The following is a 24,410-nucleotide window of genomic DNA, read 5'->3' as shown; positions in this document are numbered from 1 at the left end:
TGTACCCATAGCCAATACGTTATGTTGAAAACATGATTTATTGGCTATTTAGCTTTTTTTGCTGTTTTACCAGTCAATTCCCTGTCTGGCCTGCAATCCCTGATCAAAAGCGTGTTTTACCGGGCGTAGTTCGCTAACCGTATCTGCCATCTCAATTAGAGCGCGATGACAACCTCGTCCTGTAATGATAACCGTTTGCCCCTGTGGTCGGTCTTGTAGCGCCTGTATAACCTCTTCCAGTTCGACATAACCATAGGTGATCATATAGGTCAGTTCGTCCAGTACTACCAGGTCTAATAACGCATTGGATAACATTCGTTTGCCGTGTTGCCATACTTCTTGCGCAGCTAAAGTATCACTGGCCTTATTTTGTGTTTCCCAGGTAAAGCCAGTCGACATCACCTGAAACTCTACACCATGCTGGGATAACAGATTACGTTCCCCACACTCCCAGGTCCCTTTAATAAACTGAATAACCGCTGCCTGCTGGCCATGGCCAACGGCTCGGGCTACGGTACCAAAGGCGGCAGTACTTTTACCTTTACCATTTCCGGTCAAAATTAACAGGAGTCCGCGATCCTGAGTGGCAGCAGCGATTCGTTCATCAACCTGCTGTTTGATTTTTTGTTGACGCTGCTGATGACGCTGGTCATTTTGAGTGGTCATGGAGAGTTTGCTCTTTGGTTATTCATAAGCACTAAGCTTAGCAACGATTTTTACCGATTATCCAGAAATATCCGAACGGATAAAAACGGGATAATCATGTTACTGGCGAGTTTTTTACTTTCAGGGTAATGTGGGGGGAGGTTAAAGCAGTTTCAGGTGCGATTGCTTTAAATTAACGCTATCAGTTCCACATTGTTTATATATGTCTTCTAAAAAAAGAAAACTGTTATCTGTTTTTGTTAATGATAAATAAACGCCTGTATAGAGAAGAGCGCAGTCAACTTAAGGGGTAGGGAATGTTTCAACACGTTAATGCATATGCCGGAGATCCAATTCTTTCTCTGATGGAAGAGTTTTCTAAAGATAAGCGTGAGTCAAAGGTGAACTTGAGCATCGGTCTTTACTATGATGAGCAAGGGCGAATTCCTGTTTTAGATTCAGTATCCCAGGCAAGAGAAAGACTATTTAAAACCAATCATGACCCTCTGGTATATTTACCGATGGACGGCATGCCTGTTTACCGCACGGTAACTCAACATCTGTTATTGGGAGAGGATAATCCGGCGTTAGTGGCTAATCGTGTGGCGACAATTCAAACGCTGGGTGGTTCCGGTGCTTTAAAGGTAGGGGCAGATTTCTTGCATACCTATTTCCCTGAGTCAGAGGTTTGGGTCAGTAATCCTACTTGGGATAACCATGTGGCGATTTTTGAAGGGGCAGGGATCAAGGTTAATCGTTATCCCTATTTTGACAGTGAAACCCGAGGTGTTGCCTTTGAGCAAATGCTGGCAACCCTGAAGACATTACCGGCAAAAAGCATCGTCCTGTTACACCCGTGCTGCCATAACCCAACAGGGGCCGATCTGCTGCCTGAACAGTGGGACAAAGTGGTCGAGGTTCTGGCGGAACGTGAACTGATCGCCTTTATGGATATTGCTTATCAGGGCTTTAGTAAAGGTTTAGATGAAGATGCCTATGCCATTCGTGCCGTCGCTAAAGCGGGCATTGCCTGTTTGCTGTCTAACTCATATTCAAAGAATTTCTCTATTTATGGTGAACGTTGCGGTGGTCTTTCGGTTTTTTGTGATAACGCCGATGAAGCGACCAGAGTGCTGGGGCAGCTTAAAGCAACAGTGCGTCGTAACTATTCAAGCCCGCCATTGAGTGGTGCACAGGTTGTTGCAACCGTTCTGTCCGATCCGCAGCTAAAAGCGATGTGGATGAGTGAAGTGGCAGAGATGCGCACTCGCATTCTGCAAATGCGTCAAAAGATGGTTGAGGTGATGACTCAGGCATTACCGGGACGCGACTCAAGCTATCTGGTGAAACAAACCGGCATGTTCAGCTATACCGGCTTAACGCCAGAACAGGTTGATCGACTGAAAAATGAATATGCTATCTATCTGGTGAGAAATGGCCGTATGTGCCTGACCGGATTAAACGGCGCTAACGTTGAGCGAGTAGCCAAGGCATTTTCTGAAGTATTGTAGAGAATAAAAAACACGCCCGGTAATCATATCGGGCGTGTTTTTATTTACTGCTTAGAGGCTATATCACGCCTTCGACGCGCTGTTATATACCATCTTCCCGCCAACCACCGTACGCAGTACTTTTACGTTTTCGATATCTTCCGCGGGAATATTGAACACATTACGGTCCAGAACAATCATATCGGCAAATTTACCGACCTCCAGCGAACCGATAACATCTTCACGGTGTTGAGCGTAAGCGGAGTCGATAGTTGCAGCACGCAGCACTTCAGTAACGGTCAGGTTGCGGTCATTGTCCAGTCTCGGTGGTGTGACGCCATCCACAGTACGTCCCTGACGGGTGGCCGCGACCTTCAGGTCGTACCATTCATCTAAGCCATCAATTGGCCAGTCGCTGCCAAATGCCACAACGGCGCCGGCATCGATAAATTTAGCGATAGGTTCCAGCTCCTGAAAACGCTGTTCTCCCAACATATGGCGCTCTGCAACGATCAGTTCTGGCGTTGGGGCTGCCCATTGGAAAGAAAGGCAGGCAATGGCTCCCAGACGGGCAAAACGGGCATAATCTTTGGCGTTAACCAGTTCGTTATGGGCTAGCCCCGGGCGAATATCTTTATCCGGATGGGCAATTCGCATTTTTTCAATGGCATCCAGAGCGATGGAGACCGCCCCTTCACCCACAGTGTGCAGATGTGGGTCGAAACCTGCGGCGGCAATTTTCTCCATCAGTTCATCAAGAATTTCAGGGGTAAAATAGAGGTCACCATAGCGATCGGTAACCTGCCAGTCCGGTTCAGTCTCAGTGCCTTTATTAATGGTATAAGGTTCCAGCAGAGAAGCGGTCATGGTCGGTGGCTGTAAGACGCCATCAACAAACATCTTGATATTACGTAAGCCGATTCCCGGTTCTGGTTGCCATTCGGCTTGATGGTAGCGGTTTGCAAACTCAACGGCTTTTTCTACCGCTCCGGCAACGGCTTCTACACTATGAGCATCATCTGGCGTGATCTCTCGGGCCGCCTGAAAACGCAGGGTAAGTTGACCTTGCTTTTGCAGTTCGCTAAAGGCATCCAATTGTTTGGCTGAAACCCGTGCGTCCATCACCGCGGTGACACCTTGAGCGTTAAGGGCGTTCTGCACCAGCGCCGCCACTTTTACTGCCTGTTCAGCTGTCAAAGAAGGAATACTGTCAACCGCCCGCATTGCCGGGGCATCTTCCAGTATGCCGTTAAGCTCACCATTTGGATATTTACCTATTTTGCCATCGCTCGGTTCAGGCGCATTTTTATCAATGCCGAACAGTTCCAAAGCACGGCTGTTAGCCAGCATGGTATGGCAGTCGTTAGAGAACAGGATCACCGGACGTTTGGTATTCAGGCGATCCATATCGGAACGGTACATATCGATACCGGCTGGAATCATGCCCTGGCGCAACCAGGCGGTCACTTTTAACCAGTCGTTTTCGCCTTTCAATACATCTTTATCCAGATGTTGCTGTACGCGCGCCAGAATCTGTTCGATAGTCAGTGATTCATAGTTCAAATGACAGCCAGACAGCTGCTCACCACCCCAGAATGGGTGCATATGACCATCGATGATGCCCGGCATCATCATTTTTCCCTGCAAATCGATTTGTTCGGTTTTTGCTCCGACATAAGATTGAAGCTGTTGAATATCGCCACAGGCCAGAACCCTGCCAGCCGCAATCGCAATAGCATCAACGACGCTGTTTTGAGCATCTGCGGTGTAGATATATCCATTAAAATAAATGACGTCGGCTACGGTATTACTCATCGTCAATCATCCAGTTGTTGATTAAAAATGTTACGGGCTGGCGCAATTAATCGCGTCAGCCGATGTTAAATTCCCACTGTTGTATGCGTTATATCTCCGGTGGAGGCATAAGCAACAGGACAAAAGGGGGAGGCTAAAAATAACAAAACGGGGAGAATTAAATTCTCCCCGCTCAGGCGGCTCCTGAAACCCATTGGTGGGTAACCTTAGCCAATAATCAGGTCAACCTCTTCAGCGGAGATTGCCGGAGGCGTTTTACTGAAGCCTCGGGTAATAAAGGCCAGATAAAGCGCACCAATCGATAACCAAACCAGACCAACGGTAAGGGCATAGCCGTCCAGGCTGGTCCATAACCACAGGGTCAACAGAACACCAATGGATGGCAAAATCAGATAGGTGAATAATTTCATGGCGCTGTGAGGCGTTTTGCTGTCAATGACGAAATGCTTAATTACCGTCAGGTTAACGAAGGTAAAGGCAATCAGTGCACCAAAGCTGATCATTGACACCACCATATTGAGTGACAGCACCAGAGCAAACAGAGAAGTCACACCAACAAAGATAATCGACAGTACCGGGGTTTTCAGACGTGGGTGAATATAGGCAAATACCGATTTAGGTACCACACCTTCACGCCCCATCGCATAGAAGATCCGCACAATACTGGCCTGAGAGGTCATAGCGGAAGCAAACACACCAATGACATAAGCAAAGGTGAAAGCCGAAGCCAGCAGCGCGCCGCCAACTTTACGCATCACCGCCAGCGTTGCGGTATCTGTATCCGGAAGAAAATCCTGCCACGCCGGATACACCAAATGAGAACAGTAAGAGATGATGATAAACATCACACCGGCAATAAATACGGTATACATAATGGCGCGTGGCAGGGCACGCTTGGCATCTTTGGTCTCTTCAGCCATGGTTGAAATGGCATCAAAACCGAGAAAAGCCAGACAGAGTATGGCCGCGCCAGCGAATAATCCGGATGTTTGTCCCTGCACAATGGTAATCGGTGCCATTAAGGTTTCGATATCAAAATCAATTGGCGTCTGGAAACAGAGATAGAGGAACAGTGCAATAAAGAGTAATTGCATGACGATGATTAGCATATTCATTGAGCTAACCAGTTTAATTCCTAAAATATTTAACGACGTTACGATAAATATGGTGGTGCAAATGATTGCCCACATTGGAATCGCCGGAAATTCAGCATGCAAATAGATACCAATCGCCATGTAATTGATGATCGGCAGAAACAGATAGTCGAGCAGTTGTGTCCAGCCCACCAGAAAGCCAAGGTTGCCACCAAATGTTTTTTGAACATAAGAGTAGGCCGAACCTGAAAGAGGCAGGGCGCTGGTCATTCGACAGTAACTGAGAGCTGTAAAAAGAACGGCTGCTAAGGTGATAACATAAGCGACAGGCAGATGGCCTTCGCTGAGTACAGTAACTTGACCATAAGTGGTGAAGATACCTAAAGGAACCATATAGGCCAATCCAAAGAATACTAACGCAGGGGTGGTTAATACTCTTGTCATACGTACCGCATTGTGTTGCATTATTTTCCAAGCCCTTCCCAAAAGCCCTGACCAATGCAGCCTATATGTATTTGATATAGCACTACACCTGAAATAATCGATGTTGCGCTCATTTTCAGTGAAACCCTTAAATCAAAGCGACATGAGAATGAATGTCTGATTAAAGAGAGCTCAATGAAACGTTGAAAAGCCACACGCTTTTCATCCGCTGGGGTGAACGCAGGGGGCGTACCTTATAGCACTTAAACCCGTTTGGCAATAATTAGTCGCCACACAGTAAAATTTTATCATAAATAAATTGATGAAAGCCAGATATGACAAGGCTTACAGGATGGTTCAATGTGGCGAGTATTATTGATTTAATAAGATAATGTATTGTATGTTTTTTGTTATTCAGATGAATGGATTAGTTACTTTAAGTAATACCGTTTATAAGAACTGAATATCCAATAATGTGACCATTGCCTGAAGACAGATAATAAAAATGACACACCAGACTGACTGGCGTTTTAGTTATTCGCTTGTATAACCAAAAGACAATTTGCTAAAGTAAACACTCCTATCTGACTGGAGTTTGCGCCGAAATGAATAAATAACCCTGAATTGCCGATAACAGATATCCATCTTTTTTGAGGCAGGGTTATATATGCGCAAACATCACCATCTTTTTTTTGCTCATCGTTTTTTAGCATATTGATGCTCTGTCTTATCGCCATATTGATTTTTGAGGTGATAAATGACCGCAATTTCTCTTCACCAACTGCATTTTCAGTTCAGCAGTGACAGGGTGATTTTTCAACAATTGAGCCATAGTTTCTTGCCGGGTAAACAGGGTATCGTTGGTGACAACGGTAGTGGCAAATCGGTATTGGCAGCGCTGATTTGTGGACAATATTTACCCGATGCCGGTACCTTGATTGGGCCAATATCTCCGGGTTTTTTAACTCAGCAACATTATTCTGATCGGATAACCATTGCTGATTTTCTTGGTCAGGACGCGCGTTTAGCTGCGTTGCGTCGAGTGTTATCTGGTTATTTCAGCCCGCAGGACTTGCTGTTGGCGGAAGATAACTGGCTACTGGAAGAGCAGTTAAGGCATCAATTAGCGGATATTCACATTGCTGCCGATCCGCAACGGGAGGTCGCCTCCCTTAGCGGAGGAGAGCAAACCCGGTTAATGCTGTGGAAACTATTTACCGGTAATCATGACTGGCTGATTCTTGATGAGCCTGGCAACCACCTTGATTTAGCCGGTCGTCGATGGCTCCAACAGGAAATCGAACGCTATACAGGAAACTTACTGTTGATTAGCCACGATCGCGATTTACTGGAACAGATGCCGCAGATTCATGAACTGTCTGACGGTCACTTGCGAAGCTATGGTGGAAATTACAGTCTATACCAGCAGCAAAAGCAGGAGCAGCACTCTGCACAATTGCGACAGTTAACTCATCAGAAGGAGCAGCTTAAAACATTACGCATTGCGCAACAAAACAGCATTGAACGCGCGGAAAAACGCGCTAAGAGCGGTAAAAAGTTGCGCGACAGCGGCAGCCAGTGCCTGTTGTTGCTGGATAAAATGAAAAACAGCGCCGAGATGCGTCGATCTTCAAGCTTACGCCATGCAGACCGTAAAATTGAGCAGACGCAAACCACCATTGCCGATATGCAACAAAAGCTACAACAACCTAAAGCATTAAATATGGTTATTGATACCCAGAACAAAAAGAGTCGTTATGCTGTTCAGATGGATAAGTTGATCATGCCTTATGGTTATCAGGGGGAGATAACCCAAACCATCTTCCCCGGCGAACGCTACTGGTTACAGGGTAATAATGGTTGTGGTAAATCAACGCTATTGAAAATTCTGACAGGGAAGATAATACCTCAGTCGGGTACAGTGAAAATGCAGGGGCGTATTGCTTATTTCGACCAGCATCAGTCACTGCTTCAGGGTTCGCTATCGGTTTTGGATAACCTGCGTTATCTGGCATCAGGCCTGACAGAAAGTGAATACCGGACTCAGTTAGCCAATATTGGTTTTCGGCGAGATAACGTGTTTAAGCTGGCAGGTTCGCTTAGCGGAGGACAGCGGGTCAGATTGGCATTACTGGCAATAACCAGCGGTTCACAACCGGCTTCGATATTATTGCTGGATGAGCCGGACAACCATCTGGATTTACATGCCCGACAAATGTTTGAACAGGCGATAGCCGGTTATAACGGAACGCTGATGGTTGTCAGCCACGATCGGCATTTCATTGATAATATTGAAGTGACTCATTGTCTGAAGCTAATGTCATGATGTTAAAACGTTTACCATAAGGCACCAGTGCATTGGTATCACGTGTTTTTTCTGTTTGTTAAGGCGAGTGGTTTAACTATAAGATATCAGGCAGACAAGGTTTTGATTTTTTAATCTGAAGGTTTTATATGGCCTATATACCAAAGAACTACGCCAAACTTGAAAATGGCTATCGTGAAAAAGCCCTGAAGCTGTTTCCCTGGGTTTGCGGCAGATGTTCCCGCGAATTTGTCTATTCCAACTTAAGAGAGCTGACGGTACACCATGTCGATCACGATCACTCGAATAATCCGGAAGATGGCAGCAATTGGGAAATGTTATGTCTGTTTTGCCACGACCATGAGCACTCGAAATATACCGAAGCGGATATCTATGGCTCAACGGTAGTTGCCGGGGAAGATGCACAACAGGATCAAGGGCTGGCAACCCATAATCCGTTTGCTAATTTGCGTGATTTAATGAATAAAAAATAGCCAAAGGGACAGTGTCACAAACGATCGTTCATCAAAGAGATTATATATTGATGACCGATCGTTTTTATTTTTTGGTGGTTAAACCGTGGTAATGAAAGGTGCCGCCATTTGCTGCATCCGTTCACAGACTTCATTAAAGGTTTGCTGATTTTTTAGCATACTTTTCAAAATGCGGTATTTACCCTGTGCAGTGGTAATTTCTAACGCTTCATTATGCTGGACATTAACCCGCTCCAGTTCACGGATGTCGCCATACATAATAGTCATCACTTTTGGCCTGACGTGTCCTTTCGGGTAATTGACCGAATCGGAAGTAAAGATAACGTTCTGACGCTCAGAAAAACTATTCAGTAATATGATAAACGCCATCAACGTTAGCAGAGCAAAAATCAATGCGGTTGCAGAAAGCAGGTAGCGTGCCTGTTCAGCCGTTACCGAGGCAGATTGTCCAACAACTAGCCATTGCTCGGTATTATTGATTTGATTATATGAAAACCAGGCTAACCAGCCAAAAAAACCAATACCCATTAAAATAAACAACCGATTTATTTTGTAGGGATACTTTACGATATCCATGCATTGTTCCTGTCAGCACTGCGATAGGTTTAAAACCATAATGCCAGAGGTTATAGAAAGCCAGAGAGTAACCCAATTTATACATTAGTGCCATTTTGTATCGGATTACGCGGGCGATATTAGCCATAATCCCTGCCAGCCTTCCTCAATACGATTAAAAATTAAATAATTCACACCTTTGATGATATCGTATAACACACATTTCATAATTAATAATTTACTATTTATCAATTAATTATAATTAATTGAGCTTCTGTTTACTTCCGTTTGCTTCTGATTTGGACTTGAGTGTATGACTGTAATCACCCTCTGTGTTTTTATCATTAACTACTATTACCCTGGTACAGAGGAGGGAACATGTTTTTAGAAGAAAGAAGAGAGAGAATTCTGACTTTTTTAGATAAAAACGAACGGGCAACGGTAAATCAGTTGGCTGTGATGTTCTCTGTTTCTAAAGAGACAATACGTTACGATTTAAGAGTATTAGCTCAAAAAAGTTTACTCTTGCGCTGCCACGGCGGTGCTCAAGTGTTACGAAAAACGCTGCAATCGGATCTTATTACGCCATCATCAGATATGGATATCGCTTCGTTACTTAAAAAAATCGACAAAAAGAAAAAACGGACTTCGTTGTTGAACAGCAACCAAACGGTTCAGGGTAACGTCTGTATCTTAGGTTCTTTTAACGTTGATATCGTGGCAAAAGTAGAGCGTTTTCCTAAAGGCGGTGAATCGCTGATGGCGATTAACAGTACGCTGGGCCCTGGAGGCAAAGGGGCCAATCAGGCCATGGCGGCCAGTAATGCGGGTGCAAAAGTACATTTTGTCTGTAAGACAGGCAAAGATCAGTTTAGCCAGTTTGCCTATCGCCATTTAAGTGATTCTGCTATCCATTCTTTTACACTTTATCAGTCGGATGAAGCGAATACCGGCAATGCGGTTATCTATGTTTCTCAGCAGGATGGGGAAAATATGATTGCCATCTACCCGGGCGCCAATAAAACCATTACCGAAAGCGAAATTATTGCTATCAGCGAACAACTAAAAAAATCTGACGTATTACTGGTTCAGTTGGAAAACAATTTTGATGCCACATTCAATGTGATGAGGCTGGCCAATGCGCTTGGGGTCAAAATCATTCTTAATCCGGCACCCTACTCGCACGAAATACTACAATTCATTGAGTTAGCTAACATTATCACCCCTAACGAAACGGAAGCCTCGCTGCTATCGGGCATTGAGGTGACTGATATTGCCAGCGCACAACAAGCCGCACGTGAAATTGCCCATAAAGGGGTTCAGACCGTTATTATCACGCTGGGAAGCAATGGCGCACTGCTTTATGAAAATAATCAGTTTCAACATATTCCGGCATTGCCCGCCGTGGCGGTAGATACCACCGGCGCGGGTGACGCTTTTACCGGCGCATTAACGGCGGCCATTGCGTCAGGACAAAATCTGGGATGGGCGGTGAAATATGCCACGGCTTTTGCCTCTTTAGCGGTAGAACGGGAAGGAGCTTCAAACATGCCTACTCATCAGCAAGTGTTACATCGGCTCTCGCTAAATGCCGATTTTTAATCATATGTTCAATTCAGGAGTATCAACCACATGGTAAAAAAAATTATTCTGGATTGCGATCCCGGTCATGACGACGCAATCGCTATGTTACTGGCTCACGGTAACCCTAATATTGAGTTACTGGCGGTGACGACAGTCGTCGGTAATCAGACATTAGAGAAAGTTACGCGTAATGCATTAGCGGTGGCGCGAATTGCCAATATTACCGGTGTTCCTTTTGCAGCAGGTTCGGCTCGTCCTCTGATTCGCCAGATAGAAATTGCCCCCGATATTCATGGTGACTCTGGCCTCGATGGCCCGGTATTACCCGAACCGGCCTTTGATGTGGATTCCCGCCATGCGGTGGATTTAATCATTGAAACCATCATGTCACATCCACCTAAAACGGTAACCATTGTTCCAACCGCGGGTTTAACCAACATTGCATTAGCTGCCCGTCTTGAACCGCGCATTGTTGAGCGGGTAAAAGAGGTGGTACTGATGGGCGGTGGTTACCATGTAGGAAACTGGAGCGCAGTAGCCGAGTTTAATATCAAAATTGACCCGGAAGCGGCACATATCGTCTTCAATGAAAAATGGCCGTTAACCATGGTGGGGTTAGATCTTACCCATCAGGCACTGGCAACCCCTGACGTTGTAGAGAAAATCCGGGCAGTGGGAACCAATCCGGCTAAATTTGTTCTGGAGCTGCTTGAGTTTTTTGGCACCATGTACAAAAGCGCTCAGGGATTTGATTATCCACCGGTACACGATCCTTGTGCTGTTGCATATGTTATTGACCCTTCAGTTATGACCACGCAAAAAGTACCGGTTGATATTGAACTGACAGGTACCTTAACGCTGGGAATGACGGTTGCTGATTTCCGTTCACCACCACCGGCAGATTGTCATACTCAGGTGGCGGTAAAACTCGATCACCAACGTTTTTGGGATTTGGTGGTAGATGCTCTTGAGCGTATCGGCGAGGTCAAAGTATGACCAATGCCTCTTCTGGATCTTCAACGGTAAGTGTAACGGTACTAATGACGGCGTTGCTGGCAGCCTGTATCGCCTTTCAGCTGAATGCCAGTATGCTGGGTCCGGTGTTGGTCACTATTGCTGAAGAATTACATTCTGATGAGGCGGCGGTTTCATTATCTCAGACCGCTTTTTTCACCTCAGCGGCACTGTTTTCGCTGTTCTTGCCCCGACTGAGTGACATTAAGGGGCGTAAAAAAGTATTAGTCTGGATGCTGGTGATTATGACCGCAGGGACTATTCTGGCGGCCGTCGCGCCTAATATCGAAACGCTGTACGTAGCCCGAATTATTCAGGGTGTTTCCGGCCCGGTAGTACCACTATGTTTGTTAATGCTGCGCCATGAAATATCCGATCCGAAAGTCTACGGCACCATGATGGGGGTAGTAACCGCCGTAAATGGTGGTATTGCGGGTATTGATGCCATTGCCGGTGGTGTACTGGCGGCTAACTTTGGTTTTCGCTCGGTATTCTGGGTGATAACTGCGGTGGCGGCGATCTCTACTTTGCTGGTGATTAAATGGGCACCCGAATCCCGTCCTTCAGCCGGAACAAAAATGGATTGGCCGGGCGTTGTCTTACTGGTGCTTTCTTTGGCTTCGATGCTGATAGCATTAGGGCAGGCAGGAAATATCGCTGCAGTAAACTGGCCGTTGGTAATGGGGCTGGTGATTTTCTCGGTGGTGATGTTTATCTCTTTTTGGCAGGTTGAAAATCGTAGTCAGCATCCGCTGGTAACCACGTTTTATCTTAAACAGCGTAGTACCTGGGCGCTGCTGCTAACCACCATACTGACCATGACAGGAATTTTTGCCATCGTAAACGGTCTGGTTATGTCCTTTGCTCAAAACCAGTCAGTAGGTTTTTCTTTAGGTGCAGATACTGCCGCATTAGCATTTCTGACGCCTTATGCACTGATTGGCTGGTTAGTCGGGCCTTTTTCCGGTCGTCTGGCACCAACCCTTGGTTATAACAACGTACTGCGTATTGGTTTGTCAGGAAGCATCGTGGCGATTCTGATCATGATGTTCATTGGCCTGCATTCCTTACCGGTGCTGATTGCCGCCGTATTGCTGATAGGCATGACCTATGCGGGTATTGCCAATATTATGCTCAACGGATTAGGGATTGTGTTATCTCCTAAAGATAACCCCGGTTATCTACCGGGAATGAACGCCGGTGCATTTAATTTGGGGGCAGGACTAAGCTTTGCGTTGCTGCCTGCGGTGCAAATTATGACCACTCCTGAAGGCACTACCTCACCAGTGGGGTATTTCAACGGAATAACTCTGGGACTGGGCATCACGGTTCTGGCGCTATTGGTGTCGTTTTTAATTCCAAGACCGGTTAGTGCGGAAGTGAAACAGTGATGTGATATGGATTTGAGCATCGACCATCAAAGAGCCGGGGTAATCCCCGGCTCTTTACTTATGTGAAATTAGTGAGGGGATGTGGCTTTTAGCCCATAACTGCCTGAGGTGTCGCTCCCGGTATAGTTTGTCCGGCTTTTTCCTGTTCATCGTCTTCCTGTTGGAAACGTTCAGCCGCAGGAACAGATATTTTAATAGCGATCATTACTGCCAGGAAACCACCGACCAATTTACCTAACAGAATCGGAATGACCAGTGTCGGTTGGAAATTGGCAGTAAAGGCCAGATGATCACCAATGGTTGCCTGAGCGCATACGCCAAAAGCCACACATAACACTTTGTCACGGGCACGCATATTGATGAATAAGTGATAAGTGGCAATGATATTGGCTAACACCATAATGAACGCCAGCGCGCCGATATCGGTTAACTTCAGAACTTTGCTTAGTGCACCAACCATACGTTTACAGTACTTCTGGAACAGATAACAGATAGGGAAGGTACCTGCCAGCATAATGCCAATGTATCCGGCAATTTCGATGGCTCGGAACAGCTCTTTCTGGTCGGCAAACAGTGGGTCAAAGCCCCAGGCGCCAAACACTTTCGCAAATACTCCCGTGAAGTGTTCGATAATAGAACAGGCCAGAACCAGCTTAATAAAGGCGTCCATAATTTTACCAAACACCAGAAAGCCAGCCACCATCAATTGAGGGCGATACTTCAGGCCGGCAGCCAGCAGAAAACAAAATACAAACAGCGGTGCCAGATATTGCAGCATAGTGATGAAATCCAGCGTCAGATGATGCAATGCCGGAGAGTTGGTGGAGATAACATCGCGTACCGGAATATTGTTAAAGGTAATCAGCAATAGTGAAGCCAGAACCCCAAATGGAATACTGATCAGCCCCGCCATAGCACCTAATGCCAGATATTTGTGATCCTGACGGTTAAGCATAGTTAGCCCAACCGGAATCAGATACACAATGGTTGCCCCGGATGTATAACCAATCAACATGGCGGTAATCCACATATCGCGGTTAGAGGTTAGGGCATCGGCTAACTGATAGCCGCCCATATCCACGGCGATAATCGATAGTGCGACGATAGAAACATCAGAACCAACCGCGCTAAATACCGGCCCCAGCAAATGTGATATAGCCTGAGACAGTAAAGGCACTGCGGCCATGATACCCGCCTGAGCCAGAAATACCGGTCCGATAGAGTGTATGCCGTTAACAAACTCTTTTCCCAGCCCGCTGTCTGGTTTAATGATGGAGGCCAGTGCACCGACCAGTGTTCCCACCATTATAAGATAAATAACATAGTTGCCGAACTCAGCCATGGGATATCCTTTTGAATTTATTCTTTTATTAACTGCGTAAGTTGCGTGAACGGCCAATAATGTCTTGATACTTTTCCATTACGCCGGACATGGAACTGCGATTTGGTTTAGTAATTTGGGCATCTTGTTTAAAGCTAATAGGGCGTTCGATTCCCAATCCTTTTCGAGCCAGCATGGCAGCACCCAGCGCGGTGACTTCACGATTTACCGGTGCAACAATGTTTTTCTGAATCAGATTAGCGAGGAACTGTTTGAAATATTGGTTAGATGACAGGCCACCATCGACAGAGATCGCGTCACCCAGTGGAGAAAGCTTATCCATAGCGAGAATCACTTCTGCTGAGCGTACTGCGATGCCTTCCAGTACCGATTGCAGAAGATCTTTTCTTTCGATGTCCAGTGATAATCCAGCCCAAACACCGGCAGCAGAGCGATCCCAGTATGGGCACGCCAGACCAGATAACGCAGGTACAAAAGCCAGTCCGCGAGAGATAGCAGAGTCTTTATTGAAATCGCTCAACTCATCAAAATCGTCAAGCAGGCCGATTTTCTTCACCCAGTTAATGGCGGATGCAGCGTTATACACACCACCGTCCAGGCCAAAAATCGGTTCCTGACCGGGGAATTTCCAACATAATGTGGGTAACAGGCCGGAGCCTTTGGTTTCTGCGATAGTGGTTCCGGTTAAGGATTGCAGAAATGCGCCGGTACCAAATGTCACTTTGGCATCTCCCTGATTGCGGCAGCCGTGGCCATAGGTTCCGGCAAACTGATCGACAATCACCGCAGTAACGGGGGTAATGTGCCCATCCAGATTAATACTGCCAAAATCACCTACCGTATCGCGGATTTCAGGCAAACAGTGAATAGGAACGCCGAATATTTCGCACAGTTCAGGATCCCAGGAGAGGGTGTGGATATTGAACAGCGAAGTACGGGATGCGGCATTATAGTCAGTGCAGTAAATGCCACATAAACGGTCAAGAAAAAAAGCATCCATAGTACCGATACGCAGCTTTCCTTTATCGGCCAGCTGTTTGACGCCAACAATATTCTCAATAATCCAGTTCATCTTGCTGGCGGAGAAATAGGGGTCGAGTGGTAAACCGGATTTTTGTTGTACTAAGGGTTCCAGCCCCTGATCTTTCATCTGTTGAATACGCTTTTCCGTGCGCATGTCTTGCCAGATGATAGCGTTATACAACGGTTTTTTGCTGTCCGCATGCCAGGCGACAATGCTTTCGCCCTGATGGCAGATCCCCAGGGCATCAACCACTTCACAGCCAGATAAACACTTCATAATGTTAGCCAGAATCTCTTCCGGATCGTGTTCAACCCAACCACTGTTTAGCGTGATTTGCTTGTGTGGAATGCTCATAGGGGAATGAGAGCGACCATTTTCATCAAACACCACGATTCTGGTTCCGGTCGTCCCCTGATCGATGGCGGCATAACGTTGGTTAAGCATTGTTCGCTTTCCTAAATATTATTGTTGTTAATTGGAGTGTTTTTTTGATTATCTCGATCAAACGGAAATAAAATCCACAAATATCTCACATTATGTTTCTTATATGTGATAAACGTCACAACAAATTAACATTGTGGTGTTGTTTTTGTTATTAGTGGTTATTAATGTTGTTTGTGATGTTGATATTGTGGATTTGATGTGGTTTTATGTGTTCAGGAAACAAAATTTATCGGGATTACCTGAAGATGAAAAATCAAAATGACCAGATTTGGGATGTGATCGTCATTGGTGGTGGCGTGGTAGGTTGTGCTGTTCACCGTAAGTTTGCCTTGATGGGTGCTAAAACACTGTTGCTGGAAAGAGGGGGAGATATCCTCTCTGGTGCCAGTAAAGCCAACAGCGCTTTGTTGCATACGGGGTTTGATGCTCCACCAGAAAGCCTGGAGCTGACCTGTATCCAAAATGGCTACCGTGAATTCATGGACATCAAAGACAAAATGAATTTACCGTTGCTGCAAACCGGCGCGTTAGTGGTTGCCTGGAGTGATGAACAACTGGCTAAACTGCCGGGCATTGTTGAGCAGGCTCATCGTAATGGCGTGATGGATGTTGAGCTTATTGATAAAGAAGAAGTCTATCGACGCGAACCTAAACTGGCAGCCGGGGCACTGGCCGCGGTGAGCGTACCGGGTGAAGCAGTGATGGATCCATGGAGTTCGCCATTAGCCTATCTTACTCAGGCAGTGAAACATGGTGCGAGTTACCAATTCCACTGCGAAGTGGAAAGTGGGGCTTTGGAACAAGGAATGTGGGTTTTACAGACCAAAAAAGGTGAGTTTCGTGCCCGTTTAGTGATTAACTGTGCCGGTATCAATGGGGATATTGTTGAAAGTATCTGTCATCCATCACCTTTTCAAATTAAGCCGAGAAAAGGCCAATTCCTTATTTATGACAAAGCGGCAGCGGAAGATATCAACGCTATTATTTTGCCGGTTCCAACGGCTATCACGAAAGGCGTTTTGTTAACTAAAACCATTTTTGGCAATTTACTGCTGGGGCCAACGGCGGAAGAGCAGGATGACCGCTGGAAAGCGGAAGTGAAACAAGACGTGTTGGAAGATCTGATTCGGCAGGGCAGCAAAATGTTACCCAGCTTGCATAACTATACGGTCACTGCCACCTATGCCGGATTGCGTCCGGCAACGGAAGAAAAGCACTATCGCATCGCTGACTACCCGGAAAAACAGTGGATTTGTGTTGGCGGTATTCGCTCTACCGGGCTGACGTCCGCTTTAGGCGTCGCTCAACATATTGCCAGTCTGTATTTGCAGAATTTTTCCCCGCTGTTTGAATTCAACCCACCACAAGAGATTATCTGGCCACAAATGCCGGTGCTGTCTGAATATCATCAGCGCGATTATCAGCATGAACATAATGGCGGCATCGTTTGCCACTGTGAGTTGGTAACCCGAAGAGAAATTGAAGCGGTATTTGATTCTGATATTCCACCAGAATGTCTGGGAGGACTACGCAGACGAACCCGGGCCATGATGGGGCGCTGTAATGGCTTTTTCTGCAGTAACAAAGTGGCAGAAATTATTAACGATCGTTTTGAGAATACGCTGGCTGTGGAGGTACTGAAATGAGACTGAATTATGATGCGATCATTATCGGCTCAGGACCTTCTGGTATTGCCGCCGCTACCGAATTAAAACAGCAAGGCATCAATAATATTGTGATTCTGGAACGTGAATCACAGGCGGGTGGCGTTCCCCGTCATTGTCAGCATCCAACCTTTGGTTTGTTGAGCTTTAAACGACCAATGAAAGGTGGCGCATTTGTAGAGAAGATTTTATCACTAAGCGCCGGAGTTCCGGTGATGACCAATACCACGGTGGTAGAGATTCGTCCGGAAGGAAAATTGCTGGTCTCCTGTGATAAAGGACTGGTTGAAATGCAGGCGAAGCGAGTATTGATTGCTACCGGCGCTCGTGAAACACCGCGTCACCCGCGTTTAGTTTCCGGGTTACGTCCACAGGGGGTATTAACAACCGGAGCACTACAGCAGTTTATCTACCTTAACCGCCAGAAACCTTGTCGTAATCCGGTGATTATCGGTAGCGAAATTGTCAGTTTTTCTGCCATTTGGACTTTACGAAATGCGGGCATTAAAGCCAAAGCGATGATTGAATCTCAATCGCGTATAACAGCCAATCGTCCTTTAAGCTTATTTCCTGCCCTGATGGGGGTTCCGCTGCATTTAAATAGCAAGTTGGTTGAGATTGGTGGATTAAACCGGGTGGAGTACGTCGTCATTGAGCGTAACGGTCAAAATGAACGCATTGAGTGTGATGCCGTTATCTTTACCGGAGAATTTACTGGTGAAAACACCCTGATTAGAAAGAGCCATCTCGATTTTATTGCCAATACCGGTTGCCCGGTGGTAGATACCAATGGACGCTGTTCTGACGCTGCTTACTATGCATTAGGTAATATGCTGCATCCTGCCGATATGGGAGATCAGTGTTATCTGGAGGGAAAAGTGATTGGTGAGGCGGTTGCCAGAGATCTGCATCAGGTGAGTGGAGCGGCGATAAATCGCATTGTAATCCAACACGATAACCACATTTTGTTTACTGCACCGGGTTGTGTGGACAAAACGGCAGCCAATAGCCAGTTTAATTTGAATATTCGGGTGAAACAGGCGATCAGTGGACAGGTCACGGTAACAGCGGGGAGTACCATTTTGTATCAGGGAAATCACCGCTGTATGCCGGGTCGTCGAATCATGCTGAAAAATGTGAACGCTGAATTGATACCGCTAAACGCTACAGAAATTAGCGTGAGTATCGTATAGTTGAGTAAAAGTTAACTGCTTAATAATAGGGTACAAAAATATATGGCTGAAGGACGTTCATCTAATTTCCGGCATCAAACGATTCTGGAACAGCTATCCTCTAACGGTCAGGTATTTGTTCACGATTTAGCTGAGTATTTTAATGTTGCGCAGGAAACCATCCGCCGCGATCTGACCAAGCTGGAGTCGCAAAAGTTACTGAAAAAAGTTCACGGCGGAGCGGTGAACATTCAGTCTAAATTTGAGCGAAATTTTTCTGAACGGGCCAAAGTGGCTATTGATGAAAAGAAAGCCATTGCGGTAAAAGCGGCGGGGGTGATTAAGTCAGGTGATACGCTGTTTATTGATTTTGGTTCAACCACGGTTGAATTCAGTCAAAGCGTCAAGATGATTAATAACCTGACCGTCATTACCAATTCCCCGGTAATTGCCAGCATTATGCAAGAGAACCCAACCATAGAGACCATCTTAATTGGTGGTCAATTTATTGGTTCTCAATATGCCTGTCTGGGGGCGATTGCCCTGAGAAATATCAGCGAGCTGTTTGCAGACTATGCGGTTATTGGTGTGGGGGCTATAGACGTGAATCGCGGCATCATGGATCAGAATGTTGATGAAGCGGCGGTAGCCAGAAAAATGCTGGAAAACAGCGATAAGCTTATTGCATTGGCGGACTCATCTAAAGTGAATAAACATGCGATTAATTTGGTTACCGGTTGGGAAGATGTCGATATTTTAGTCACTACCAGTAAAGATTTTAAGATTGCTGATAAACGTAGCGCAATTAAAACCAAAATTATTCTGGCTAGTACCGGAAGTGATGCGGAATAGATAAATAGCATTTCGCATGCGTTAATTAAAATTTTGTATTTAATGTCAGGCCATTAATTCTATGGCCGGCATTTCCCTACGCCTGATTTAAGGCACTTAAATGTTATCTGGTTGATTTATATATAATGTAAAGGAAACATAATGAAGCTCTATTTTATTGCCTGCCCTTATTCAGACCCAAATCCGGAAATTGTTGAACAACGTTTTAACCAGTGCACTGAAGTCGCAGCGAAATTGTCATTAGCCGGGTATGCGGTATATAGCCAAATTACCATGACCCATCCAATTAATGTGGTAGTCAGTAAACAAGGCAAAAAGATTAGCTGGACGCCGATTGATGAAGCTTATATGGCACGTTGCGATGAGCTGATTGTACTGACGTTACCGGGCTGGGATAAAAGCAGTGGTGTAGCGGGAGAAATTGAATACTTTCAATCCCGCGGAAAGCAAGTATGGACATATGATGAGTTCGTGCAAGAGTATGATATATAGGCAGCGCTTTTTTACTGTCAGTCCGTTGGTTTAAAATAATCCACGCTATTGCGTGGATTATTACGTTATTAATCTGGATATTGGCTATCAGTGACTTTTTCCATCCAGGTTACGCTACTTCCCTCCAGCGATTCGGATATGGCGATGTGAACCAGCGGTTGAGTGGCGGATGCGCCATGCCAGTGTTTAACACCGGGTGGAATCCATACTATGTCACCGGTTTTAATTTGCTGAGCTTGGTTGCCCGATTGTTGTACCCAGCCGGTTCCGGAGGAGACAATCAGGGTCTGGCCAAGGGGATGGGTATGCCAGGCGGTGCGTGCTCCCGCATCAAAAGACACAATACCGCCGCCAATTCTGGCGGGAGAACTCCGTTGAAAGCGAGAATCTACTTTTGCCGTACCGGTAAAATAATCTGCTGCGCCAATGGTGGTGGGTTGAGAGCCTGCCGGGCTGATGATAACGTTATTCTGCGTTGCCATAACGGTTATGGGTAACGACAAGACAACAAGAGCAAGGATAATGGCTTTTTTCATAACTGATTCCTGTAACGATGATGCAGGGCGAAAATGTGCTTATTTATTTTCTTTAAAAACATCTTTGGCTATTGAAATCGCGGTGACGGAATTCGGCCAGCCGGAATAGAACGCCAGTTGAGTAATGGTTTCAATTAGCTCTTCCTGTGTTACTCCGTTCTGACGGGCGAGGCGAAGATGTGAACGCAACTGGTCGGGGCGATTCATCGCCACTAAAGCACTAACGGTGATCAGACTCCGATCTCTTTTGGATAGCTGGGGGCGCTCCCAGATATCCGCATATAACACATCATCAGTGAGCTGGGCCATTTTGGGCGCAATATCCCCCATTAGCTGCTGTGCGCGGGAAGGGGGTTTATTTTGAGTAGCAGCATCCTGAGCGTAGGAATAGGTAGTGACTGAACTGGCAAAGATTAAAGCGCTACAGATTAAAGAACGCATAATGATTTTTTTCATTGTTCATTTCCTTTGTTATCGGTGAAGTTAAACCTAGATATCAATGAAGATGTAACAATGTTAACCAATGACTCATGTCACCAGCCTGACAACCCACTGACATATTTGTCAGAAAGCTTCTATTTATTCATTTAGCTCAGATTAATCGCCAGCGTCAGTCCAAAGGTATTAACACCATCATGACTATGGGCAAATACATCCCCCTGATGCATTAATGCCACTGCCCGAACGATAGAAAGCCCCAGTCCGTGGTGGGTACTGCTACTGGTGCGTGATAAATCTACGCGATAAAAACGTTCAAACAGACGAGTTAAATGTTCAGAAGCAATGGCATCGCCAATATTAGTGACGGCAACAGCAGCGAATCCATCTTTCTGGCTGATCGTTATTTTAACGTTGGTATTTGGAAATGCATGACGGGCGCTGTTTTCCAACAGGTTTGCCAGTGAGCGATGAAACAGACGTTTATCAATATGAGCAATAACATCACCTTCTATCTGAATAGTGAGATTTTTTTCTGCAAAAGAGGGCTCTACATATTCAGTAGTTTTAATTGCCTCTTCACGTAAAGAGACGTTAGTTAATTGAGTGGCGTGTTCACCTGCCTGCGCGTGGGAAAGAAAAAGCATGTCATTGACGATCGACGTCATTCTCTCAAGTTCTTCCAGATTGGATTCCAGTAACTCTTCAAGCTGGTAAACTTCACGCTTTCGCGACAGGCTCAGTTGGGTTTGTCCAATAAGGTTAGTCAGTGGTGTTCTTAACTCATGAGCAACATCTGCATTAAAACTTTCTAATTGTTGCCATGCCACTTCCTGACGTTTAAGCACACCATTAAACGTCGTTGCCAACTTCTGTAACTCATCCGGCAGGGTTGCGGTATCCAGACGTTGACCTGGCGTTCCGGGTGCAAGCTGGTGGGCCTGCTCGCTAAGGTGATTAACCGGGCGCATCCCTATTCTGGCGATGGCGTATCCCAACAGTGCTACCAGAAAGACACCAAAAGCGGTAATCAAAATCAGCGTGCGGGTAAATTCATTTAGCGTCCCCATATAGGGCGTAGAATCAATGGTCACCACATAGCGCAACGAGGGGCGTTCACCGGCAGCAGGAATTTCTGTAATTAACAGAAACAGAGAACAGGCCTCTTCTGTGGCTCCTGCAACTTTACTGAACCCGTTATCCAAAGAAGCTAAATTGACGCCGACCGGAGTGGGGCCGCCCACCTGAAACCTGGCGTCATCACTGAGAACCCAATACTGAACGCGTCCTCCCTCTGCTGCTGACAGATCGGCGAATTTAGTGGACAGAGTCTGCCAGCCATCCAATGTTGTTCTGGCTTGAATCCAGGGTTCCATCAATGAATGGCGGAACAACAATTCATTGTGCATTTGCCTTTGCAGTGAATCATGCAGGGAGTTTCTTAACAGCAGGCCAGATGCGGAGACAATCAGAATAGAAGCTAAAGTAAACATCAATGCCAGTCGGCCAGAAATAGAACGTTTCATCATCCAAGTCTTCACTATTTTGTCGGGTGCTCAGGCCTGATCTCCAGAACGTACCCCATACCACGTACGGTATGCAGTAATTTCAGCGGATAAGGCGTATCTATTTTGGCTCTTAAACGTTTAACCGCCACCTCGACCACATTGGCATCACTGTCAAAATTCATATCCCAAACCTGTTCAGCAATCATCATTTTTGACAGTATTTCTCCCTGATGCCGGGCCAGAAGACTTAACAGAGAAAACTCTTTAGCGGTTAATTCCAGTCGATTTCCTGCCCGGCTAACGCGTCGGGCCAACAGGTCGAGATGTAAATCATGAATTTGTAGTTGAGTGACATCGGCCCCATCACTGGGACGGCGTCTTAGCAAGGCTTGAATACGTGCAACTAACTCAATCAGTGAGAAGGGTTTGGGCAGATAATCATCTGCGCCATGACGTAATCCCTTGACGCGTTCATCCACCGAACCACGAGCAGATAGCATTAATACCGGAGTTTGCTTACGGGCACGTAATCCCTCCAGAACGCTGTAACCATCCATACCTGGCAACATCACATCTAACACAATGGCATCGTAGTCATATTCGAGCGCCAGATATAATCCGTCTGTCCCGTTAGCGGCTACGTCTACGGTAAATCCCAGTTCGCTGAGTGCCCGGTTGATGTAGGAAGAGGTTTTTTCTTCATCCTCTATCAGAAGTAATCGCATGTTTTCCCCTTTATTCTTCAGGGTGATAATACACCAGTTACGGCTATCTTAACGGTTCATCGCCAACATGTAGCTGACATTTTCCTGACATTTTTGTCAGAAAACGTCGATTTTAAACTGACAGAAATGTTATCTGACGGTCACGTTGATGTCAGCCAGCCCCGTTTAGACTACCTGAAAATCAACGCCCTTATTCAGCAGCAGCAAGGGATCGTGCGGAATATTAAATCGTTAATTCCTTATCAGGAGACTATTTTTAATGAAACATAACATGTTCAGAATCACGCTATTAGCTGCAATGATAACTATCTCATCTGGAGCAGCACTGGCAGCAGACTATAAGCAAAATCCCTTTACACTAACGTATGACGGTGCAATTACTGACAATGTGAAAGGCAACGTCAATATTCATCCGGTTACCTATAAACTCAATGGCATTGATATAGCCGCCAACGTATATACCCCGGCGAACTATGACCCGGATAAAAAATATCCAACAGTGGTGGTGGCTCATCCGAATGGCGGGGTAAAAGAGCAGGTGGCTGGCTTATACGCACAACGGCTGGCTGAACAGGGATATATCACCATTACCGCTGATGCCGCCTATCAGGGGCCAGTGGTGGAACGCCGCGTAATGTCGATAAACCAGCTCATCGAATTGAGGACATTCACGGTATGGCCGATTTTATCAGTCAATATGCTGGTGTTGATGTTGAACGCTTAGGCCTGTTGGGCATTTGTGGTGGCGGTGGTTATTCGCTAAAAGCCGCGCAAACAGATAAACGCTTTAGTGCCGTTGCCACTCTGAGCATGTTTGATTCTGGTCTGGTCAGGCGTAATGGTTATGTTGACTCTCAGCTCGATACCATACAGCAGCGTTTAAAACAGGCTTCTGACGCCAGAGCACAGGAAGCCGCTGGTGGTGAGGTAATCTACACGGGTGATGCTCAATTAACCGATGAGCAGATTGCACAATTGCCATTTGACCTGTATCGCCAGGGTTTTGAGTATTACGGTAAAACACACGCGCATCCTAACTCTACTTTCAGATACACCTTGAGCAGTTTGCTCGACTTAATGCGTTTTGATGCCAGCAGCAATATGGATTTAATCGACAAACCACTGCTAATGATGGCGGGGAGTAAAGCTGATTCCCTGTATATGACACAAAACGCGTTTAGTCAGGCGACCAATGCAAAAGATAAAGAGCTATTTCTGATTGATGGGGCAACCCATATCGAAACTTACTGGCAGCCGCACTATGTCGATCAGGCGATGGTCAAACTGGACCAGTTTTTCGCTAAGAATCTTTAACGGATAAAACCGTATATGACTTGTCTGTGCCTGTCAGTGAGCGATAAGTGTTTGCTGGTAGGTCAGACGAGGGTTAATCCTTTTATAAG

20 protein-coding genes and 1 pseudogene are annotated in these 24,410 nt (G+C 46.0%); 11 read left to right on the top strand and 10 right to left on the bottom strand.

The window, feature by feature from the left end; genetic code table 11:
• Positions 1–66 precede the first annotated feature (66 nt).
• A complete protein-coding gene (cobO, locus tag EKN56_RS09730) occupies positions 67–666 on the bottom strand; it encodes a cob(I)yrinic acid a,c-diamide adenosyltransferase (RefSeq protein ID WP_130591599.1) in 600 nt (199 codons plus the stop codon).
• Between the two features lie 296 nt (positions 667–962).
• On the opposite strand from cobO, the gene EKN56_RS09725 reads away from it, so the two are divergent.
• Complete coding sequence (locus EKN56_RS09725) at positions 963–2,156, top strand: amino acid aminotransferase (RefSeq protein WP_130591598.1); 1,194 nt, start codon at positions 963–965, stop codon at positions 2,154–2,156.
• Between the two features lie 63 nt (positions 2,157–2,219).
• On the opposite strand, the gene EKN56_RS09720 is transcribed toward EKN56_RS09725, so the two are convergent.
• Both EKN56_RS09720 and EKN56_RS09715 read right to left on the bottom strand, forming a co-directional pair.
• Positions 2,220–3,950, bottom strand: a complete 1,731-nt coding sequence (locus EKN56_RS09720; RefSeq protein ID WP_130591597.1) for an amidohydrolase — start codon at positions 3,948–3,950, stop codon at positions 2,220–2,222.
• Between the two features lie 206 nt (positions 3,951–4,156).
• Positions 4,157–5,509: an APC family permease gene (locus EKN56_RS09715; protein ID WP_130591596.1), complete on the bottom strand. Its 1,353-nt coding sequence runs from the start codon at positions 5,507–5,509 to the stop codon at positions 4,157–4,159.
• Between the two features lie 715 nt (positions 5,510–6,224).
• Between EKN56_RS09715 and EKN56_RS09710 the strand changes: the two genes are divergently transcribed.
• On the top strand, positions 6,225–7,793 hold the full coding sequence (locus EKN56_RS09710; protein WP_130591595.1) for an ABC-F family ATP-binding cassette domain-containing protein: 1,569 nt from the start codon (positions 6,225–6,227) through the stop codon (positions 7,791–7,793).
• A gap of 128 nt (positions 7,794–7,921) precedes the next feature.
• Positions 7,922–8,266: an HNH nuclease YajD gene (gene yajD, locus EKN56_RS09705; RefSeq protein ID WP_130591594.1), complete on the top strand. Its 345-nt coding sequence runs from the start codon at positions 7,922–7,924 to the stop codon at positions 8,264–8,266.
• A gap of 78 nt (positions 8,267–8,344) precedes the next feature.
• On the opposite strand, the gene EKN56_RS09700 is transcribed toward yajD, so the two are convergent.
• Positions 8,345–8,842 (bottom strand): hypothetical protein, encoded by a 498-nt coding sequence (locus EKN56_RS09700; protein WP_130591593.1) that lies wholly within the window; start codon positions 8,840–8,842, stop codon positions 8,345–8,347.
• A 357-nt stretch (positions 8,843–9,199) separates the two neighbouring features.
• Between EKN56_RS09700 and rbsK the strand changes: the two genes are divergently transcribed.
• From rbsK to uriT, 3 genes are read left to right on the top strand one after another with little or no spacing between them, the layout of a single operon-like run.
• Positions 9,200–10,423: a ribokinase gene (rbsK, locus tag EKN56_RS09695; RefSeq protein WP_130591592.1), complete on the top strand. Its 1,224-nt coding sequence runs from the start codon at positions 9,200–9,202 to the stop codon at positions 10,421–10,423.
• 30 nt (positions 10,424–10,453) lie between these two features.
• Complete coding sequence (uriH, locus tag EKN56_RS09690; protein WP_130591591.1) at positions 10,454–11,401, top strand: uridine-preferring nucleoside hydrolase UriH; 948 nt, start codon at positions 10,454–10,456, stop codon at positions 11,399–11,401.
• Positions 11,398–12,810 carry a uridine transporter UriT gene (gene uriT / locus EKN56_RS09685; RefSeq protein ID WP_130591590.1) on the top strand — a complete coding sequence of 471 codons (1,413 nt, stop codon included), beginning with the start codon at positions 11,398–11,400 and terminating at the stop codon, positions 12,808–12,810. The genes uriH and uriT overlap by 4 nt, the downstream gene beginning before the upstream one ends.
• 88 nt (positions 12,811–12,898) lie before the next feature.
• Here uriT and eutH read toward each other — a convergent pair whose 3' ends face one another.
• Together eutH and EKN56_RS09675 are read right to left on the bottom strand one after the other, a co-directional pair.
• Positions 12,899–14,152 carry an ethanolamine utilization protein EutH gene (gene eutH / locus EKN56_RS09680; protein ID WP_130591589.1) on the bottom strand — a complete coding sequence of 418 codons (1,254 nt, stop codon included), beginning with the start codon at positions 14,150–14,152 and terminating at the stop codon, positions 12,899–12,901.
• A 28-nt stretch (positions 14,153–14,180) separates the two neighbouring features.
• Positions 14,181–15,620, bottom strand: a complete 1,440-nt coding sequence (locus EKN56_RS09675; protein WP_130591588.1) for an FGGY family carbohydrate kinase — start codon at positions 15,618–15,620, stop codon at positions 14,181–14,183.
• A 245-nt stretch (positions 15,621–15,865) separates the two neighbouring features.
• Here EKN56_RS09675 and EKN56_RS09670 point away from each other — a divergent pair, with 245 nt between their 5' ends.
• The 4 genes from EKN56_RS09670 (at position 15,866) to EKN56_RS09655 (ending at position 19,800) form a co-directional block, all read left to right on the top strand.
• Positions 15,866–17,266, top strand: a complete 1,401-nt coding sequence (locus tag EKN56_RS09670; protein ID WP_130591587.1) for an NAD(P)/FAD-dependent oxidoreductase — start codon at positions 15,866–15,868, stop codon at positions 17,264–17,266.
• Positions 17,263–18,477, top strand: coding sequence for an NAD(P)/FAD-dependent oxidoreductase (locus EKN56_RS09665; protein ID WP_130591586.1), 1,215 nt, complete (start codon positions 17,263–17,265; stop codon positions 18,475–18,477). The genes EKN56_RS09670 and EKN56_RS09665 overlap by 4 nt, the downstream gene beginning before the upstream one ends.
• A gap of 42 nt (positions 18,478–18,519) precedes the next feature.
• Positions 18,520–19,308, top strand: coding sequence for a DeoR/GlpR family DNA-binding transcription regulator (locus EKN56_RS09660; protein WP_130591585.1), 789 nt, complete (start codon positions 18,520–18,522; stop codon positions 19,306–19,308).
• Between the two features lie 141 nt (positions 19,309–19,449).
• Positions 19,450–19,800 (top strand): DUF1937 family protein, encoded by a 351-nt coding sequence (locus tag EKN56_RS09655; protein ID WP_130591584.1) that lies wholly within the window; start codon positions 19,450–19,452, stop codon positions 19,798–19,800.
• 68 nt (positions 19,801–19,868) lie between these two features.
• On the opposite strand, the gene EKN56_RS09650 is transcribed toward EKN56_RS09655, so the two are convergent.
• The 4 genes from EKN56_RS09650 to EKN56_RS09635 all read right to left on the bottom strand — a co-directional run bounded on the left by EKN56_RS09650 (position 19,869) and on the right by EKN56_RS09635 (position 23,007).
• On the bottom strand, positions 19,869–20,336 hold the full coding sequence (locus EKN56_RS09650) for a (R)-mandelonitrile lyase (protein WP_130591583.1): 468 nt from the start codon (positions 20,334–20,336) through the stop codon (positions 19,869–19,871).
• A gap of 39 nt (positions 20,337–20,375) precedes the next feature.
• Complete coding sequence (locus tag EKN56_RS09645; protein ID WP_130591582.1) at positions 20,376–20,792, bottom strand: carboxymuconolactone decarboxylase family protein; 417 nt, start codon at positions 20,790–20,792, stop codon at positions 20,376–20,378.
• Positions 20,793–20,923: 131 nt separating this feature from the next.
• Positions 20,924–22,303 carry a heavy metal sensor histidine kinase gene (locus tag EKN56_RS09640; RefSeq protein ID WP_130591581.1) on the bottom strand — a complete coding sequence of 460 codons (1,380 nt, stop codon included), beginning with the start codon at positions 22,301–22,303 and terminating at the stop codon, positions 20,924–20,926.
• A gap of 11 nt (positions 22,304–22,314) precedes the next feature.
• On the bottom strand, positions 22,315–23,007 hold the full coding sequence (locus EKN56_RS09635; RefSeq protein ID WP_130591580.1) for a heavy metal response regulator transcription factor: 693 nt from the start codon (positions 23,005–23,007) through the stop codon (positions 22,315–22,317).
• A gap of 271 nt (positions 23,008–23,278) precedes the next feature.
• Here EKN56_RS09635 and EKN56_RS09630 point away from each other — a divergent pair.
• A pseudogene (locus EKN56_RS09630) lies at positions 23,279–24,321 on the top strand (alpha/beta hydrolase).
• Positions 24,322–24,410 lie beyond the last annotated feature (89 nt).

The organism is Limnobaculum zhutongyuii (assembly GCF_004295645.1).
In the GTDB taxonomy this organism is placed as follows: domain Bacteria; phylum Pseudomonadota; class Gammaproteobacteria; order Enterobacterales; family Enterobacteriaceae; genus Limnobaculum; species Limnobaculum zhutongyuii.
The sequence above is the reverse complement of the archived record's forward strand: the minus strand, read 5'-3'. Positions and strand labels throughout refer to the sequence as shown.

Excerpts from the sequence above, each read along its gene's own strand:
- cobO (WP_130591599.1), bottom strand. The coding sequence starts at position 666 with ATGACCACTCAAAATGACCAGCGTCATCAGCAGCGTCAACAAAAAATC.
- EKN56_RS09725 (WP_130591598.1), top strand. The coding sequence starts at position 963 with ATGTTTCAACACGTTAATGCATATGCCGGAGATCCAATTCTTTCTCTG.
- EKN56_RS09720 (WP_130591597.1), bottom strand. The coding sequence starts at position 3,950 with ATGAGTAATACCGTAGCCGACGTCATTTATTTTAATGGATATATCTAC.
- EKN56_RS09715 (WP_130591596.1), bottom strand. The coding sequence starts at position 5,509 with ATGCAACACAATGCGGTACGTATGACAAGAGTATTAACCACCCCTGCG.
- EKN56_RS09710 (WP_130591595.1), top strand. The coding sequence starts at position 6,225 with ATGACCGCAATTTCTCTTCACCAACTGCATTTTCAGTTCAGCAGTGAC.
- yajD (WP_130591594.1), top strand. The coding sequence starts at position 7,922 with ATGGCCTATATACCAAAGAACTACGCCAAACTTGAAAATGGCTATCGT.
- EKN56_RS09700 (WP_130591593.1), bottom strand. The coding sequence starts at position 8,842 with ATGGATATCGTAAAGTATCCCTACAAAATAAATCGGTTGTTTATTTTA.
- rbsK (WP_130591592.1), top strand. The coding sequence starts at position 9,200 with ATGTTTTTAGAAGAAAGAAGAGAGAGAATTCTGACTTTTTTAGATAAA.
- uriH (WP_130591591.1), top strand. The coding sequence starts at position 10,454 with ATGGTAAAAAAAATTATTCTGGATTGCGATCCCGGTCATGACGACGCA.
- uriT (WP_130591590.1), top strand. The coding sequence starts at position 11,398 with ATGACCAATGCCTCTTCTGGATCTTCAACGGTAAGTGTAACGGTACTA.
- eutH (WP_130591589.1), bottom strand. The coding sequence starts at position 14,152 with ATGGCTGAGTTCGGCAACTATGTTATTTATCTTATAATGGTGGGAACA.
- EKN56_RS09675 (WP_130591588.1), bottom strand. The coding sequence starts at position 15,620 with ATGCTTAACCAACGTTATGCCGCCATCGATCAGGGGACGACCGGAACC.
- EKN56_RS09670 (WP_130591587.1), top strand. The coding sequence starts at position 15,866 with ATGAAAAATCAAAATGACCAGATTTGGGATGTGATCGTCATTGGTGGT.
- EKN56_RS09665 (WP_130591586.1), top strand. The coding sequence starts at position 17,263 with ATGAGACTGAATTATGATGCGATCATTATCGGCTCAGGACCTTCTGGT.
- EKN56_RS09660 (WP_130591585.1), top strand. The coding sequence starts at position 18,520 with ATGGCTGAAGGACGTTCATCTAATTTCCGGCATCAAACGATTCTGGAA.
- EKN56_RS09655 (WP_130591584.1), top strand. The coding sequence starts at position 19,450 with ATGAAGCTCTATTTTATTGCCTGCCCTTATTCAGACCCAAATCCGGAA.
- EKN56_RS09650 (WP_130591583.1), bottom strand. The coding sequence starts at position 20,336 with ATGAAAAAAGCCATTATCCTTGCTCTTGTTGTCTTGTCGTTACCCATA.
- EKN56_RS09645 (WP_130591582.1), bottom strand. The coding sequence starts at position 20,792 with ATGAAAAAAATCATTATGCGTTCTTTAATCTGTAGCGCTTTAATCTTT.
- EKN56_RS09640 (WP_130591581.1), bottom strand. The coding sequence starts at position 22,303 with ATGATGAAACGTTCTATTTCTGGCCGACTGGCATTGATGTTTACTTTA.
- EKN56_RS09635 (WP_130591580.1), bottom strand. The coding sequence starts at position 23,007 with ATGCGATTACTTCTGATAGAGGATGAAGAAAAAACCTCTTCCTACATC.